We start from the raw sequence: 15,287 nt of genomic DNA on the forward strand, positions 1-15,287 counted from the left end.
GTTTGTAAATGATTTTCGTAATCATTACGATTTAATTCCGAGGAACTTATTCAGCTCCAAACAGATTGGGGAATGACGATCAGAGGTGATCATGAATATTGACATTCTAGAGATCATCCATAAGGCAACTACATATGCAGAAAAGGACAAAGGCGCTTTCTATGGTGAAATCTATAGGCTTTTTCATCAATTAATGGTAGACTGCAGTAGTTAATCGGGAATACTAACGGTACAGCTTTTTTATAGGAGGTTTTTTAAATGCTTAACAATGACATAATGATCCGTCTGCGGTACGGACTGGATATTAAAGATACTGATATGGTTGAGATCTTCAAGCTTGGCGGCGTGAACGTGGCGAAAGACGATGTCCGCATGATGCTGCAGAGGATAGATGAAGATGAATATGGTGAAGAGATAGTTCCAGAGGGCTACATAAGAGTCAACAATGCAATGATGGAGCAGTTCTTAAATGGGCTTGTCACATTTAAAAGAGGAAAGCGTCCAGGGGAAACTGGCACTCCGCCGCTGATAGGGGAGCCTGTGAACAATCAGCTGTTGAAGAAGGTGAAGATTGCCCTGTCGCTGACGAGCGAGGACATGCTGGAGCTTTTCGATCTTGCTGGTGTCCGGGTTTCCAAAGGGGAGCTTGGAGCGATTTTGCGGAAGGAAGGGCATAAGAACTACCGTGAATGCGGCGATAAGTTTGCCCGTAACTTCCTGAAAGGCCTGACCTTGAAGCACAGGGAATAGGAAAGCATGAGGACGCTTGATGTCAGCGTCCTCATGCTTCTTTTTTCAGCTTGATATCTTTCAGTTTCTGACGCTGTTCATCTGGCCACCATGCTCCGCAATCATCCGAAACAACACAGGCTGCGCATTTTTCGAGGTCGTATACTTTCATTCCGCTGATTGGCGGGGAGTAGAGGTGGAGGGTAACAAGTCCCTCTGTACCATTTCCCTGCATTTTATGGACGCCTTTTTTAGGTGCGAAAAAAAGCCGTCCTTGATGATGGTACTCCTTGAAGATTTCCTTTGGAAGCTTGCTGTTCTTGACCTCGTACACGTAGTTGATGGAAGTCCCGCCGAGGACATGGATCCATCCGTGGGAATCGCCGTGATCATGGGGAGCACATTCTAAATCCGACCAGTTCATTACCAGAAGCTCGACATCCTCGCTTTTGTACAGGAGCTTGCGATAATAAGGCTTTCCAGAAGGATTTTTAAGCAATGGCTCCAACTCTTCAATCGTCATATTGATTTTTGCCAGCGCATCCTTCATCTCTTGCCTGGAAGGATTCTTTAAAGAATCTAACACATTCCTTGCCTGAGGCTTCAATGCCATGTGCACTCCCGCCTTCCTCATTTTTTAAAAATGGCACTCGCCACTAAACGCGCAAGGCCGCCATTGACAATCGCCACTCCTATCATAATTATGATTCCGCCGACCGCACTTATGAGGATAAATTTTTCATGTAAAAGAATAATGGCGGCAATCAGGGTGACCAACGGTTCAAGGTAGATGAAAATGGATACCCTCGAAGCATCCAGGACCTCAAGCGCCTTCCCCCAATACCAGTACCCAATTCCAGATACGAAGATCCCGAGGAACAGCAGATGGGCCCATTCTGTCTGCGTCAGCAGAGGAATCGCCTCCCAGCCTTTGTTCCGGATCATGAACGGGAGAGTGAGTACGAAGCCGATCAAGCTCATGTAGAAGGTAACGACGAGAGCGGGATATGGGATTTGCAGCTTTTTTAAAAGGATGGAATACACTGCCCAGTTCAGCGTGCTGAGGATCATCAGGATGAAGCCGATGTTCATGGCGAATTCGAAAGAATGGCCGCTGCGGGTGGTTGTGACGATAAAAACGCCTGTGATCGCCACCAGCATTCCCAGAGCTTTTTTCACATCCATCTTTTCATGCAAAAACAGCACCGAAAGAAGGACGGTGAAAATCGGTGAGAACGAAATCAGCCAACCGGCAGATGAGGCCTTGATCGTCAACAAGGACGTTGCCTGCAGCACCTGGTGAATGAACACACCGAGAATTCCGAGTACAACCAGATGTGGGATGTAACCAATCGAAATACGGAGACGGGAACGGTTGAGCAATAAAATCATCAGCAAAAACAATGCGCCGATGCCAAAGCGAAGCACCAGCAGGGAATAGGGGTCAAGCTTTCCGAGGACGGCTTTCGCAGAAACAAAGGAAACTCCCCAAAAACTAATCGATAGCAAGGCATATAAAGAAGCAGTAAGCTTGGTTCGAAACGGAAACATAGTACGGGATCCTTTCTGAGGACAAGTTTTATACCATCCTATGCCTGTCCCGGAGGAAGAAGAAGCATGAAAATTCTCGTATTTACAAAATTATGTAATGCTGAGATAATAAAGCAAATGGTTTAGGAGGGAAAGTAAGTTTATGGAACCAACATCTAATTGCTAATTTATTAATTTTATTAATAAGAATTTTGTATTGAGTGTAAAAAGCCTATTTGCATAGGTTTATTTCGTTATGCTCTTTATGGAATCGGCAATTAGAAGAAAACTTACTTTACTGAATCGGGACACGTAGATTTTCGTATGGCTTTTCTTGGCCTGCTGAAAATGTTGATTCAAGACTGTAGGGATTTCTGCAGTCTTTTTTATATTGGAAAAAAAGCATAGTAAATGGGTTCTTCTTTGTGCTGTCCATAAAAGCGTAGCTTCATTATGGATGAAAGAAGGAATGGATATGTTAGAACTGAAAGTGCACGGAATCAAAAAATATATGGAAGCGACGCTCGTCGTGAACAGTTTTACCTTGGAGGCGTTCGAAGGGGATAAGGTAGGGATCGTCGGCGCGAACGGCAGCGGGAAAAGCACGATTCTTAAGGTGATTGCCGGGATTGAGCAGATGCATTATTATCCGGGATATCCGCAGACCTCGAGTCCTGGTTATGATGAGGGGCTGATCCACCGGCCCCGGGGGGCATCATTCGCTTATTTGGAGCAAATGCCTTCATACCCAGCTGGCTTAAAAGTGATCGACGTCTTGAATCTTGCTTTTGAAGAGGTCCAGGAGGTTGAAAAACAGATGCGCGAACTGGAGGGACAGATGCAGGTTTTGGAAGATGTCGCCCTGGAAAAAGCGCTCAATAAATATAGCGATCTAGTGAATCTGTATGAAGCAAGAGGCGGGTACGAACAGGAGGAGAAGCTGAGCAAGGTTAGCACCGGGCTTAAGTTTTCCGAGGACTTTTTACAGAGGGATTTCGATTTGCTGAGCGGCGGCGAGAAGACGACTGTAGGCCTCGGGAAGATTCTGGTCCATCAGCCAGATATCCTGCTGCTGGATGAACCGACGAATCATTTGGATATGGAATCGATCGAATGGCTTGAAGGTTTTTTGAAAAGTTATAAGGGGATTGTGCTGATTGTCTCGCATGACCGTTATTTCCTCGATAACGTTGTCAACAAAATCGTCGAGATCGAAGACATGGAGACCATCAGCTACAGGGGGAACTATTCAAGTTTTATCAGCCAAAAGGAAGAAAATATGCGCGTGCAATATGAGCAGTTCCGCGAGCAGCAGAAGAAGGTCAATAATATGGAGAAGCAGGTGACGAGCCTGCGTGACTGGGCGATGCGCGCGGACATTTTTCAGGCGCGCGGCGAGCATCCAGAAGAAGCTCGATAAGCTTGACCGCATCGATAAACCGGTTTTTGAGCGACGGAATATGAGGCTGCATTTTAACGAAACGATGAGGTCCGGGAATGAAACGATCAAGGCGGTTGGGGTTTCTAAGCGCTATGGAGATAAGGTGATTTTTGATGGTGCCGATTTGATGGTCCATTATGGTGAGCGAGTGGGTCTGGTTGGCCCGAATGGAAGCGGGAAGACGACATTCCTGAGGATGCTTCTGGGAGAAGAGCAGCCTGATTCGGGTGTGATTGAGTTGGGAGCGAATGTGATGGCCGCCTATCTTCCCCAGAAGATTGTTTTTTCAAACGAAGAGCTGACGGTGCTGGAATGCTTCCGGGAGGATATCTCAATCGTAGAGGGGAAAGCGCGCGAGTATCTGGCGAAGTTCATGTTTTATAAAAAGAGTGTCTTCAAGAAGGTGAAATTCCTCTCAGGCGGTGAGCGGATCAGGCTGAAGCTGGCGATGCTGATGTTCCAGGATATCAATTTGCTGATCCTCGATGAGCCGACGAACCATCTGGATATCGACTCGATCGAAACCCTTGAAGCGGCGTTAGACGATTTTAAAGGGACGATTTTCTTTATCTCACACGACCGTTATTTTATCAATAAAATCGGCGAGCGCGTGGTTGCCGTCGAGGATGGCGGCCTGAAGAGCTATGAAGGGAATTATGATGATTATAAAAGGGAGAGAGCGGCGTGCGAGGCGGTGCCGGTTGTAAAGGAGAGGAAGGAAAAGGTGCAGATATTGGCGCAAGCTGACCCTGGCGCGAATAAGGAAAAGGGGCAGCGGGTGGCGCAACCAGGCCCTGCCGCAGCCCTGTTGAGGAAAATCGAAAGCCTGGAAAAGGAAATCATCGAGCTTGATCTGGTGATGGGCGTCAAGCAGGATTATGTGGAGCTGGATCAGATGTATAGCAGGAAACAGCAATTGAATAACGAACTCGAGCTGGCGATGGAAATGTGGCTGGGCACCGGGGAGTAAGGGAGAGGAGGCATGGATAATTGTTCATGCTTCCTTTTTCATTGTTATAGGAGAATAACACTATAGATAAGTTAGAAAAGTAAGAATTTTCTACCCGTTAAGGGAATATTTATGTTATACAATATATAGGTAAAAGGATCTAGCGGGGTATATGGAGGATTAGTGTTAGTCCATGTCATCGCGGCGGTTGTTGGTTTAGGAGCGAGCTTTGGAATGCCAGTGGTAGCTAAGTTCGGTGCTAAGTCAGTAACGAATGCAAAAGTATGTTTTGAGATCAATAAAAAAATAGAAATGCTCGTGAAGGTCGGATCGCTAACGTTGTTAGCCAGCGGAATCCTGATGGCCATCGTCAATCCGGCATTGTGGTCGCAGGGATGGTTCATCGGATCACTGGTTATTTACGTGCTGATTCAACCAGTCGTCGCAGCCATGCTGCCAAAAACAATTGAAAAGCTAGTCGCTATAGTCATGAACAGCGGAGACAGCGAACTGCCAGCCGAGTATCATCAGCTGGATAAAAAAGCAGCCAAGCTCAACAGCATCGCACACGTCGCAGCCATTTTGCTCATCGTACTCATATCAACCAAACCATTTTAGGGGGATTTAAGATGCATTCAAAGCCAGTTTATTATGATGGACACGGAGAAACAAAGCAGGTTACCAGTGCTGCCCCGCCGCAGGGAACCATCACGATTACAGCAGAAGTGAGAAAAACCATCAGCGGGAATCCTTATGTGATTGGGAAATAGGATGCGTCGGAGAAAGTGTCAGCCATATAGGCTGGCGCTTTTTTTGTTTTTAGGCAGGCTGGGGTGGCTGGGGTGGTGGTCGAAAAACTGTCAGAAGTAGNGNGAAGTTCGGACAGGTTTGGAGGTTGGANNNNGAAAGCTGTCNGAAGTAAGGCGAAGTTCGGACAGGTTTNGNGGTTGGAGGAGAAAAGCTGTCAGAAGAAAGGCGAAGTTCGGANAGGTTTGGTGGTTGGAGGNGAAAAGCTGTCAAAATAAAGCTGTAATTAAGACAGGTTTGGGATCTCAAGGCGAAAAGCTGTCAAAATAAAGCTGTAATTAAGACAGGTTTGGGATCTCAAGGCAAAAAGCTGTCAAAATAAAGCCGTAATTATGACAGGTTTGGGGTCTCAAGGCNAAAAGCTGTCAAAATAAAGCCGTAATTATGACAGGTTTGAGGTCTCAAGGTTAAAAGCTGTCAAGATCAAGCGGTTATTATGACAGGTTGGATGTCCCAAAGCGTAAAGCTGTCAAAATAGTGACCGGATCATCACCCCTTTTTGCACACTCAAATGTTTTTTTCTCAAGCATTAGGTAAAAGTAAGAAAAAGGAAGGTGAGAAACATGAGTGTATTGTCTGTGAATGGCAGGGTGGACAAGGGTAGGTTGGTGAAGGAGTTATTGATTCCTGTGGTCGGCGGGATGGTCACGGGGATGCTGGCGACGCGGAATGCGAAGGAGAAATACAGGAAGCTGAAGCAACCTGATTTTGCGCCGCCGTCGTGGGTGTTTCCGGTTGTGTGGACGGGATTGTATGCGACGATGGGGCTTGCGAATTACCGGGTTTCGATGAAGAAGAAGCCGACGGCCGCGGCGGAGAGTCTATATGATATCCAGCTGGGTTTGAACTTTCTCTGGTCGTTCTTATTTTTCAAGTGGAATCTGCGCGGGACGGCTTTGGCGGAGATCGGCTTGCTGCTTGGGATGATTACATTGACCACTTATCAATACTACCAAAAGGATAAAATTGCTGGCCGGCTGATGCTGCCTTATATTGCCTGGGTGTCCTACGCGCTCCGGCTCAATTACAGCATGTGGAAGTTGAATAAGTGAGAGGGCATTTGATTCAGCCCTCTTTTTTCTAAAAATTATGTAACTTTCCCAACTATCATCCGTCTAAATAATAGAATTCCAAACTTTGGCTGATTAAAAGTTTGCTAGAGTGGGAATACTATTCCTAACAACAAATTAAAACGGAGGTAGATTACAATGAAACAAATTAGTGAGTTTATGAATGAAGAAGGTTTTGAGCTTAAGGGTTATCTTTCTCAACTATTTGAACAGGCTACTGATAAAAAAGACAAGAAGAAACGCTGATCGCGAAACTGGCGATTCAGCGTTTTTTCATTTGCTCCAAGACTTCATCGATTTTTGCGTGGTCCTCAGGTGATTCATCGACATGCTTCCACAAGAGTTTCCCTTCGGCTGAGTAAAGCCATGTTCCCCCCTGAATGTAGACGTCCTGTGTTTTCATCGATTTCATGACAAACTCTTTTTGCTTTTCATTTTTAGGGATAAAGTCTTTGACCTGGCCGGTAATGAATCCGATACCGGCTTTCGCGAGCAGTTTCCATTTTGGCATCGTCTTGTGGCCCATGCCGCGGTACGCTTTCCGTGAAGGGTCGCCAAGGATCGGAAACGGAAAAGGACCGAACTGGTCAACGAACTGCTTGATAAAAGTTCCTTTGGATGGAGCTACGGCAATGACCTGATAGCCTGTAGATTCTACTTCCTTTATTCGCTCACGCAACTGCGCAAGATATGCCCGGCAGATCGGTCAGCCAAGGTGGCGGACAAATACGACCATGGTAGGTCTGCCCTTTATGGCTTCTTCTAGGGTGATGGTTTGCCCAGTATTGGTGGTTTCCAGTACATAGTTCATCAAATCACATCCTTTAATATGAGCATATAGAAGTTCCGCGGTAATGCAAAATTTAAATGCTGTCGAAAAATATTTTTGCAATTTTATGAAAATAAATCATAAAATAAACTAAACAGTCGGTTTATTTTAAACGAAAAGAGGAGATTGTTCATGGAAGTTCAAATCAAGAGACTGAGTGATTGTCCGTTAAGAGATGGGGTGGAAGCCTATAACCGTGGGTTTGAGGGTTATTTTTACGATCAGTCGAAAACGATTGAGACATTCGCGGGGCGTTTTGGGCTCGATGGAATTTCACCGGAGCATTCTGTCATCGCTTACTATGAGGGCAGGCCAGCCGGGATTGTGCTGAGCGGGATCAAGAAGATTGGTGGTGACGTGTTTGCCTGGAATGGCGGGATCGGGATTGCGAAGGAGCTGCGGGGAAAGGGGATTGGAAAGCAGCTGATGAACGCGGCACTGGATATTTACAAGGAAAATCAGGTTAAGTATGCGACCCTTGAAGCGATTTCCAGAAATGAAGGTGCGATTCAACTATATCAATCTCTCGGGTTTAAGCTGGTGAAAAAGCTGAAATTCCTTCAGTACAATGAGCCATTTTCAGACAACGCTTTTGACACTGCAAGCAATTATCATGTCGAGCACGTGGCACCGAATGAATTGGGCAAGGTCCATTTTTACCGCCATGAAACTCCGTGGCAAAATCACAAGAACAATGTCATCGGTGGAAACGCGGTCATCCTGCGTGATGAGCAGAATGAGGTTGTCGGTTACTCTCTTTTTAAAAAGTTTTATAAAGAGGGAGAAGTTGCGAATATCGGGCTGCTGCAGCTGGAAGTGGCTTCAGGCCGTGAAGACAGGGATGATGTTATGAAAACGCTTCTGAAGCACTTATTCTCGCCACTGGAGAAATCATTCCAAAGGACGACGGTCAACACACCTGAGGAGGATACCGGGTTATTGGAGCTATTACAAGCGATTGGCTTCAAACAATGGGAAGAACAGGTGTGGATGATCAAAGAGATTCACAATTCTTAACAATCCTTTTCAATACATTTACAAATCCTTAAAACCTCTTTAATAACTCTCTAGTAATCTTTTACTTGTAGCAACGGACATAATATTAGGGGGAATTAAGGAATGAAGAGTTTTAAAAAGTTAGCGATGTTTACAATGCTTGCTGGTGTAATGGCTTTCGGAACAGCTTGTTCGGATGGGGAAAGCAGCGCTGAAGCAAAGGATGGTTCTAATGGAAATGAAACTCAACTTGAAGGCAGCGTCGTGATTGATGGTTCTGGTACGGTTTATCCATTCATGGCGAAAATGGCTGAGAACTATATGGGCAAGCAGGAAGATGTTTCTGTGGAAGTAAGCCGCTCAGGGACTTCTGCTGGTTTCAAGAAATTCCTTGTTGAAAATGGTACAGACTACAATGATGCTTCACGTCAGATCAAAGACGAAGAAAAGGCAAAAGCAGAAGAGCTTGGCATCGATGTAAAAGAAATGAAGGTCGCTTTGGACGGTTTGACGATTGTCATCAATAAGGACAATGAATGGGCGAAGGAACTGACGAAAGAAGAAGTCATCGATATCTTCTTGGCTGAAGGCGGCAAGAAGAAATGGTCTGATGTACGCCCTGACTTCCCAGCTGAAGAGATCAACACATATGGACCGAACGAAAACCATGGAACATACGAATTTATGTTTGAAAAGATTCTAGAAGAAAAAGACCTGGTTGAAGGCATCAACCTGCAGCAGGACTACTCTACACTGGTTGATCTTGTTTCCAAGGATAAGAACGGAATCGGATTCTTCGGATACGGTTATTATGCGAACAACAAAGATAAATTAGCGGCAGTGAACGTCGATTTCGGCAACGGACCAGTTGAACCATCTCTATCAACAATCAAGGAAGATGGCCAATACGGACCATTCACACGCCCGGTGTTCACTTACCTGAATGTGAACAAGGCTAAAGAAAATGCACAAGTACTTGACTACGCAATCTACACGATGAAAAACGCACAGGAAGTCGCATCGGAAACTGGTTTTGCACCATTGACTGATGATGACATCCAGGGAACATTATCTGAACTGGAAAAACTGAAATAAGTTAAATAAGTGAAGAAAGAAGAATGGGGGTGTCCCTGTTCTTCTTTTTTAATGGGCAAAAAAAATAACAGTGAGATCCACTGTTACTCGCCTTCCAATGTCGCCATGAGTTTATGGCGCTTTTTTGCGTTGTTGAGAAGCCGTTCGATGGCAGAGAGTAAGGCACCTCTTTCCTCATCATTCTTTGCATTAAGCAGCCTCAATTTAAGTTCGGCCAATTTCTGTTTTTCATTCGCAGTCAGGATTTCCCTCATTCGTTCATCTCCTTCCTCGCTTTGATTCGAGTTTAAAGGATGAATGTTAAGGGAATCCGAGGGTTTTATTAAATTTTCATCAAATCCTCAATCCTTGCTTCCATTAATTATTCGATGACTGTCAAGCGGGCCTGTTGGATATACTAAAATCGATTTCCTTTATTTGTAAAAAAGAGGCGAACTTATGGTTAATACAATTTATGGACTGGTTTGGGCAGGGATTTTGGTGAAGTGGGGAGACTGGAAGAACTGGAAAATGTACTATCCAACCGTTCTTTTCTTTATCCTGGGTGATTTTCTTTATATGTACTTATTAGCGGATCATTTTCCAATGTGGAAGTACAATCCTTCGCCTGGTGACGAAGCTGCTGGAATCACGAATACCCATATTTCTTTTTCGATCATGGCAATCAAGTATCCGGCGACATGCCTGGCCTATTTGGCGCATTTTCCCAGGCAAAATCTCATAAAAAAGATCCTTTATTTTCTGGCATGGGTAGTCGTCTATTTTTTGAATGAGCTGGTGGACGTTAACCTTCACCTGATTAAATACTTCAATGGCTGGAACCTGTGGTGGTCTGCGCTGTTCAATTCCGTTATGTTCCTTATTTTAAAGCTTCATTTTCATAATCCCCTGTTTGCCTGGATAGCCTCCGCGGTGTTTGTCCTGTATTTGTGGAATCAGTTTGATGTGCCATCCAGTGTCTTTCGATGAATGAATAAGACCCGAATCCTTGTGAGGAATCGGGCCTTATTTCGCTGCTGTAAAAGGTTGACGTCATGTTGTACTCCCGTCGTTTTGCTCTGTTTTTGCGTGTGATTTCATCCATACAAAAAAATCAGTTATCACTTTTGCCAAAATGACCACGGAAAAATAACTTAAAAATAAGTGGAAATAATGGACGTTCCCATACATTTTAAAAAGCCCCAGAGCAACCAGGATTGGCTTGAACGCAAATGAAAGGATGGCTGCGGTCAGGGTTGCATAAAGGTAGTAATTCTTTTCGTGGTTGAGGGTCCATTGGTACACAAGCATAAAAGTGACCGGGATCAGGCTGGAGTCCATAGAGATGCCAGGCAGGACCGGGATGACGGGGAACGGATAATTCCAGTAACCCATATTCCTGCCGAAAAGATCTTCATATCCAAAAAAGACATGGACACTGTAGCCATAGAAAGCGATCCTGAAAATCTTTGTCCGATCGATTTTAAATAACAATAAGATGAGCGGGCCGGCAAAGAACAGGACCATCATCCAATATTCAACGGAGGCATAAAGGGAATAGTCCAGCCAATATTGGTTTAAGGCTTTTTGACCTTTTTTCCCCAGCTCGACGATCTTATCAAACTCATTCATCCTGACTTTCTCCAAAGGTACCATCCGTTCTGTTTTTTCTTAGATTACCGATTTCAAGCTGGATATATGCATGAATGAGGGTTATAGGGGTATAATTAAGTATCTTGTACGTATGATCGGAGGTGTAAGGATGTCATTCCAATATGTTGAAGAAGATGGCCGGTTTGTTGCGAAGGATGCAGATGGACTCGAGGTTGGGGAAGTGACCTTTACGAGGGATGGCGATGATTTCCTCGTGATCGATCACACCGGAGTTGATCCAGATTACCGTGGCAAGGGCATAGCGGAGGAGCTTGTCCGCCATGTTGCCGAAAAAGCGAAGAATGAAGGCCTGAAAATTGATCCTGTTTGCTCTTATGCTAAAAAAGAGCTGGAGAGGAAGCCGGAATACAGCGAGCTTTTAAAGCAGTGAGTCTTTGGGTTGCCAAAGGCTTTTTTTCTTGCACTTTATGCTGGTGCGTGATAAAATTATCTCGAATTCAAGATAATTTGTTTTTTCGAAGGGGAAACAGGTTATAGTAAGGATAGAAAATTTTTTGGGAGTATATCTCGATTTCAAGATAAAGGAGAGAGAACATGAACGAATTAAGAGGCTTACACCACGTAACAGCAATCACGAGCAGCGCTGAAAAGAACTATGAGTTTTTCACATATGTACTTGGGATGCGTCTTGTGAAAAAAACAGTCAATCAGGATGATATCCGCACGTATCATTTATTTTTTGCGGATGACAAAGGGTCTGCGGGCACGGATATGACATTCTTTGATTTCCCGGGGATTCCAAAGGGTTCGCATGGAACAGATGAAATTTACAAAACAGGGTTCCGGGTACCGACAGATGCTGCGCTGGACTACTGGGTCAAACGCTTTGATAAGTATGAAGTCAAGCACACTGGCGTCAAGGAGTTGTTCGGCAAGAAGACGATTTCGTTCGTTGATTTTGACGATCAGCAATATATGCTGGTATCCGATGAGCACAATGAAGGTGTGGCATCGGGAACGCCATGGCAAAATGGTCCTGTACCGCTGGAGTACGCGATTACCGGTCTTGGACCGCTTCACGTCCGCATTGCACGCTTCGATTATTTTAAAGAGGTACTGGAAAAAGTGATGCATATGCGCGAAGTCGGAAAAGAGGGTTCCCTGCACCTATTTGAAATGGGCGAAGGCGGGAACGGTGCGCAGGTCATTGTTGAGGACAATAAAGTGCTTCCGGCCGGGCGCCAGGGATTCGGAACGGTCCACCATGCAGCATTCCGTGTTGCTGACACATCGGTTCTTTATGAGTGGATCGACCACATGAAGGCAGCCGGCTTTGGCACATCAGGGTATGTCGACCGTTTCTTCTTTGAATCTTTGTATGCCCGTGTGGCGCCGGGAATCCTGTTCGAATGGGCAACCGACGGACCGGGCTTCATGGGTGACGAGCCATATGAAACTCTTGGTGAAAAATTGTCCCTGCCGCCGTTCCTCGAATCGAAGAGGGAACAGATCGAGGACTTCGTGCGCCCGATTGATACAGTCCGCAGCACTCGCAATATTGAAAAAGAGTATCTTTAAGCCGAGTTTGCGGACTGGACCTTTGTGGAAACATAGTACAAAAGGAGGCAGATAAAATGGTGAAATTAGCAGTGATTTTTTACAGCATGAGTGGTACGAATGTGCAGCTATCCAAATGGGCTGCAGTAGGCGCGAAAGAAGCAGGAGCTGAGGTCAAAGTATTTAAAGTGAAAGAACTGGCTCCTGAATCAGCTATCGAAGGCAATGAAGCATGGAAAGCGACAGTCGAGGCAACAAAGGAGATCCCGGAAGCGACACCGGAGGATCTTGAGTGGGCAGACGCCATCATCTTCAGTATCCCTACACGATTCGGAAACATGCCGTCACAAATGAAGCAATTCCTTGATACGACAGGCGGTCTGTGGGCACAGGGCAAGCTTGCGAACAAAGTCGTAAGCGCAATGTCCTCTGCGCAAAACCCGCATGGCGGACAAGAAGCAACCATTTTGTCCCTCTACACAACGATGTACCACTGGGGCGCGATCGTCGCAGCACCCGGCTATACCGATCCAGTCACATTCGGCGCTGGCGGCAACCCATACGGCACAAGTGTCACCGTCGACCAGGACGGAAAGATGGTCGAAGACGTAGAAGCAGCAGTAAAATACCAGGCCAAGCGCACCGTGATCGTAGCCGGCTGGGTGAAGAACGGGAATCAATAAAATATGGAGCAGCCTAATTCTACTTTGTGGAGTTAGGCTGTTTTGGTTTTGTAGGCAGGTGAATATCTCGCGGGATTTTTTGACAGGTTTGTTGTGGGGAGGGAGGGAGCTGTCAAGAAACCGTCTTGATTTTGATAGGTTTGCCGTGTGAAGGGTGGGGGCTGTCAAGAAACCATGATGATTTTGACAGGTTTGCCGTGTGAAGGNTGGAAGTTGTCAAGAAACCGTCTTGATTTTGACAGGGTTGCTGTGTGAAGGATGGGAGCTGTCAAGAAAGCGTCTTTATTTTGACAGGTTTGCGTGTGAAGGATGGGAGCTGTCAGAATGTCACTAAGATTTTAATGTACAACTTCACACCTTCTGTTTGTTGAATTATGAGGGGGAGAATTTAATCAAACGTTTGATTAAGAACTTCCATTCCTACAAACAAAGCTTTACCACTACATAGGCAGGGTATATTAATCTATAGGAAGAATACATTAATGGATAGCTGAACGAACGATAAGACATGTGGTAAAGGAGGAATATCAATGACGGACAATCATATTGGCTGGAAAATGGATAACAGCTATTCGCGACTGCCGAATATTTTTTATAGCTTGCAAGCACCAACTCCAGTGAAAGCGCCTGAAGTGGTTATTTTCAATGAGTCACTGGCGGAAGATCTGGGACTGGACAGCGAGGCGCTTCAAAGCAAAGCAGGAGCTGGGATCTTTGGTGGAAATGAGGTGCCAGAAGGCGGGAATCCTCTTGCTCAGGCATATGCGGGACACCAGTTTGGGCATTTTACGATGCTGGGGGATGGCCGCGCTGTGCTGCTTGGGGAGCAGGTCACTCCTGATGGAGATAGGTTTGACATCCAGCTGAAGGGCTCAGGCTGGACGCCATATTCCCGTGGCGGCGATGGTCGGGCGGGGCTTGGAGCGATGCTGCGCGAGTTTATCATCAGTGAAGCGATGGCAGGTTTGGGGGTCCCGACAACGAGAAGCCTGGCTGTCGCGGCGACAGGAGAGCAAATCATCCGGGAAACGATGCAATACGGAGCGGTTCTGACCCGTGTGGCGGCGAGCCATCTGAGAGTTGGTACATTCCAATTCGCTGCCAACTGGGGGAAGAAAGACGACCTCCGGGAGCTTGCTGATTATGCAATCAAGCGCCATTACCCTGAACTCGCAGGGGAGGAGAACATATACGTCTCATTCCTGAAAAAAGTGATCAAGAAACAGGCAGCCCTGATTGCGAAGTGGCAGCATGTTGGGTTTATCCACGGTGTCATGAACACGGATAATATGACAATCAGTGGCGAGACGATCGACTATGGCCCTTGTGCCTTTATGGACACCTTCGACCCCGCAACTGTTTTCAGTTCGATTGACCGGGAGGGGCGCTATGCCTATGGAAATCAGCCGTATATTGGCGGCTGGAACCTTTCTCGATTCGCAGAAGCTTTATTGCCCTTGCTTCATGATGATGAAGATGAAGCCGTGAAGCTGGCCGAGGAAGCTCTCTCTGAATACCCGGAGGCCTTTGAGACAGAATTCCTGTCGGGCATGAGACGGAAGCTGGGACTTTTTCATGAGGAAAAAGAAGACAAAGCACTCATATCCGATCTCCTTAATCTCATGAATAAAACCGAAGCTGACTATACGAATACATTCAAAGCCCTGACTTTCGGGAAGCTGGAACAAACCGGGTTGTTTAAGGCTGAAGAATTTGCACAGTGGCATGAAAAATGGCAGGAAAGACTAGGGCGCCAGGCGCAAACAAAGGACGATGTCCATGAACTGATGTGCAACAGCAATCCAGCTGTCATCCCGCGTAATCATAGAGTAGAGGAAGCATTGGATGCCGCGGTAAAAGGTGACATGAGCGTCATGCTGAAATTGCTTGAAATCCTCGCAAACCCATATGAGCATTCACCGGAGCAAACGGAATTCTGCCAGCCCGCACCGCCATCGGCTGGGCCATATCGGACGTTTTGTGGAACATGATTTGTAAAAAAGGGACT

At 46.0% G+C, this 15,287-nt stretch carries 18 protein-coding genes; 13 read left to right on the plus strand and 5 right to left on the minus strand.

The window, feature by feature from the left end; translation table 11 throughout:
- The first annotated feature begins 258 nt into the window (after positions 1 to 258).
- Entirely contained in the window at positions 259 to 750 is a 492-nt protein-coding gene (locus tag ACNAZ4_RS18700; protein ID WP_415816927.1) for a YehS family protein, read from the plus strand.
- 31 nt (positions 751 to 781) lie between these two features.
- Here the strand turns inward: ACNAZ4_RS18700 and ACNAZ4_RS18705 are convergent, their stop codons facing one another.
- Both ACNAZ4_RS18705 and ACNAZ4_RS18710 read right to left on the minus strand, forming a co-directional pair.
- A complete protein-coding gene (locus tag ACNAZ4_RS18705; protein WP_415816929.1) occupies positions 782 to 1,342 on the minus strand; it encodes a cysteine dioxygenase in 561 nt (186 codons plus the stop codon).
- Between the two features lie 17 nt (positions 1,343 to 1,359).
- Entirely contained in the window at positions 1,360 to 2,280 is a 921-nt protein-coding gene (locus tag ACNAZ4_RS18710; protein WP_415816931.1) for a DMT family transporter, read from the minus strand.
- A gap of 454 nt (positions 2,281 to 2,734) precedes the next feature.
- On the opposite strand from ACNAZ4_RS18710, the gene ACNAZ4_RS18715 reads away from it, so the two are divergent.
- The 5 genes from ACNAZ4_RS18715 to ACNAZ4_RS18735 all read left to right on the plus strand — a co-directional run bounded on the left by ACNAZ4_RS18715 (position 2,735) and on the right by ACNAZ4_RS18735 (position 6,508).
- On the plus strand, positions 2,735 to 3,679 hold the full coding sequence (locus ACNAZ4_RS18715; RefSeq protein ID WP_415816933.1) for an ATP-binding cassette domain-containing protein: 945 nt from the start codon (positions 2,735 to 2,737) through the stop codon (positions 3,677 to 3,679).
- Positions 3,615 to 4,670, plus strand: a complete 1,056-nt coding sequence (locus ACNAZ4_RS18720) for an ATP-binding cassette domain-containing protein (RefSeq protein ID WP_415816935.1) — start codon at positions 3,615 to 3,617, stop codon at positions 4,668 to 4,670. The genes ACNAZ4_RS18715 and ACNAZ4_RS18720 overlap by 65 nt, the downstream gene beginning before the upstream one ends.
- 162 nt (positions 4,671 to 4,832) lie before the next feature.
- The gene (locus ACNAZ4_RS18725; RefSeq protein ID WP_415816937.1) at positions 4,833 to 5,267 is read left to right on the plus strand and encodes a DUF2269 family protein; all 435 of its coding nucleotides are present in this window, start codon (positions 4,833 to 4,835) and stop codon (positions 5,265 to 5,267) included.
- A gap of 11 nt (positions 5,268 to 5,278) precedes the next feature.
- The gene (locus ACNAZ4_RS18730) at positions 5,279 to 5,419 is read left to right on the plus strand and encodes a hypothetical protein (RefSeq protein ID WP_415816939.1); all 141 of its coding nucleotides are present in this window, start codon (positions 5,279 to 5,281) and stop codon (positions 5,417 to 5,419) included.
- Positions 5,420 to 6,019: 600 nt separating this feature from the next.
- Complete coding sequence (locus ACNAZ4_RS18735) at positions 6,020 to 6,508, plus strand: TspO/MBR family protein (protein ID WP_415816941.1); 489 nt, start codon at positions 6,020 to 6,022, stop codon at positions 6,506 to 6,508.
- 280 nt (positions 6,509 to 6,788) lie between these two features.
- Here the strand turns inward: ACNAZ4_RS18735 and ACNAZ4_RS18740 are convergent, their stop codons facing one another.
- A complete protein-coding gene (locus ACNAZ4_RS18740; RefSeq protein ID WP_415817048.1) occupies positions 6,789 to 7,229 on the minus strand; it encodes an AhpC/TSA family protein in 441 nt (146 codons plus the stop codon).
- A gap of 258 nt (positions 7,230 to 7,487) precedes the next feature.
- On the opposite strand from ACNAZ4_RS18740, the gene ACNAZ4_RS18745 reads away from it, so the two are divergent.
- Positions 7,488 to 8,372, plus strand: coding sequence for a GNAT family N-acetyltransferase (locus tag ACNAZ4_RS18745; protein WP_415816943.1), 885 nt, complete (start codon positions 7,488 to 7,490; stop codon positions 8,370 to 8,372).
- A 102-nt stretch (positions 8,373 to 8,474) separates the two neighbouring features.
- Positions 8,475 to 9,446: a PstS family phosphate ABC transporter substrate-binding protein gene (locus tag ACNAZ4_RS18750; protein WP_415816945.1), complete on the plus strand. Its 972-nt coding sequence runs from the start codon at positions 8,475 to 8,477 to the stop codon at positions 9,444 to 9,446.
- A gap of 83 nt (positions 9,447 to 9,529) precedes the next feature.
- On the opposite strand, the gene ACNAZ4_RS18755 is transcribed toward ACNAZ4_RS18750, so the two are convergent.
- Positions 9,530 to 9,700, minus strand: a complete 171-nt coding sequence (locus tag ACNAZ4_RS18755) for a hypothetical protein (protein WP_415816947.1) — start codon at positions 9,698 to 9,700, stop codon at positions 9,530 to 9,532.
- Positions 9,701 to 9,884: 184 nt separating this feature from the next.
- Here ACNAZ4_RS18755 and ACNAZ4_RS18760 point away from each other — a divergent pair, with 184 nt between their 5' ends.
- Complete coding sequence (locus tag ACNAZ4_RS18760; RefSeq protein WP_415816949.1) at positions 9,885 to 10,415, plus strand: CBO0543 family protein; 531 nt, start codon at positions 9,885 to 9,887, stop codon at positions 10,413 to 10,415.
- Between the two features lie 63 nt (positions 10,416 to 10,478).
- Here the strand turns inward: ACNAZ4_RS18760 and ACNAZ4_RS18765 are convergent, their stop codons facing one another.
- Positions 10,479 to 11,057 carry a hypothetical protein gene (locus ACNAZ4_RS18765; RefSeq protein ID WP_415816951.1) on the minus strand — a complete coding sequence of 193 codons (579 nt, stop codon included), beginning with the start codon at positions 11,055 to 11,057 and terminating at the stop codon, positions 10,479 to 10,481.
- 130 nt (positions 11,058 to 11,187) lie between these two features.
- Here ACNAZ4_RS18765 and ACNAZ4_RS18770 point away from each other — a divergent pair, with 130 nt between their 5' ends.
- The 4 genes from ACNAZ4_RS18770 (at position 11,188) to ACNAZ4_RS18785 (ending at position 15,270) form a co-directional block, all read left to right on the plus strand.
- Positions 11,188 to 11,469: a GNAT family N-acetyltransferase gene (locus ACNAZ4_RS18770; RefSeq protein WP_415816953.1), complete on the plus strand. Its 282-nt coding sequence runs from the start codon at positions 11,188 to 11,190 to the stop codon at positions 11,467 to 11,469.
- Between the two features lie 164 nt (positions 11,470 to 11,633).
- Positions 11,634 to 12,617 (plus strand): ring-cleaving dioxygenase, encoded by a 984-nt coding sequence (locus ACNAZ4_RS18775; RefSeq protein ID WP_415816955.1) that lies wholly within the window; start codon positions 11,634 to 11,636, stop codon positions 12,615 to 12,617.
- Between the two features lie 56 nt (positions 12,618 to 12,673).
- Positions 12,674 to 13,279: an NAD(P)H:quinone oxidoreductase gene (gene wrbA / locus ACNAZ4_RS18780; protein ID WP_415816957.1), complete on the plus strand. Its 606-nt coding sequence runs from the start codon at positions 12,674 to 12,676 to the stop codon at positions 13,277 to 13,279.
- A gap of 530 nt (positions 13,280 to 13,809) precedes the next feature.
- Entirely contained in the window at positions 13,810 to 15,270 is a 1,461-nt protein-coding gene (locus ACNAZ4_RS18785) for a protein adenylyltransferase SelO (RefSeq protein ID WP_415816959.1), read from the plus strand.
- Positions 15,271 to 15,287: the final 17 nt, after the last annotated feature.

Source organism: Mesobacillus thioparans (assembly GCF_965138835.1).
In the GTDB taxonomy this organism is placed as follows: domain Bacteria; phylum Bacillota; class Bacilli; order Bacillales; family Cytobacillaceae; genus Mesobacillus; species Mesobacillus thioparans.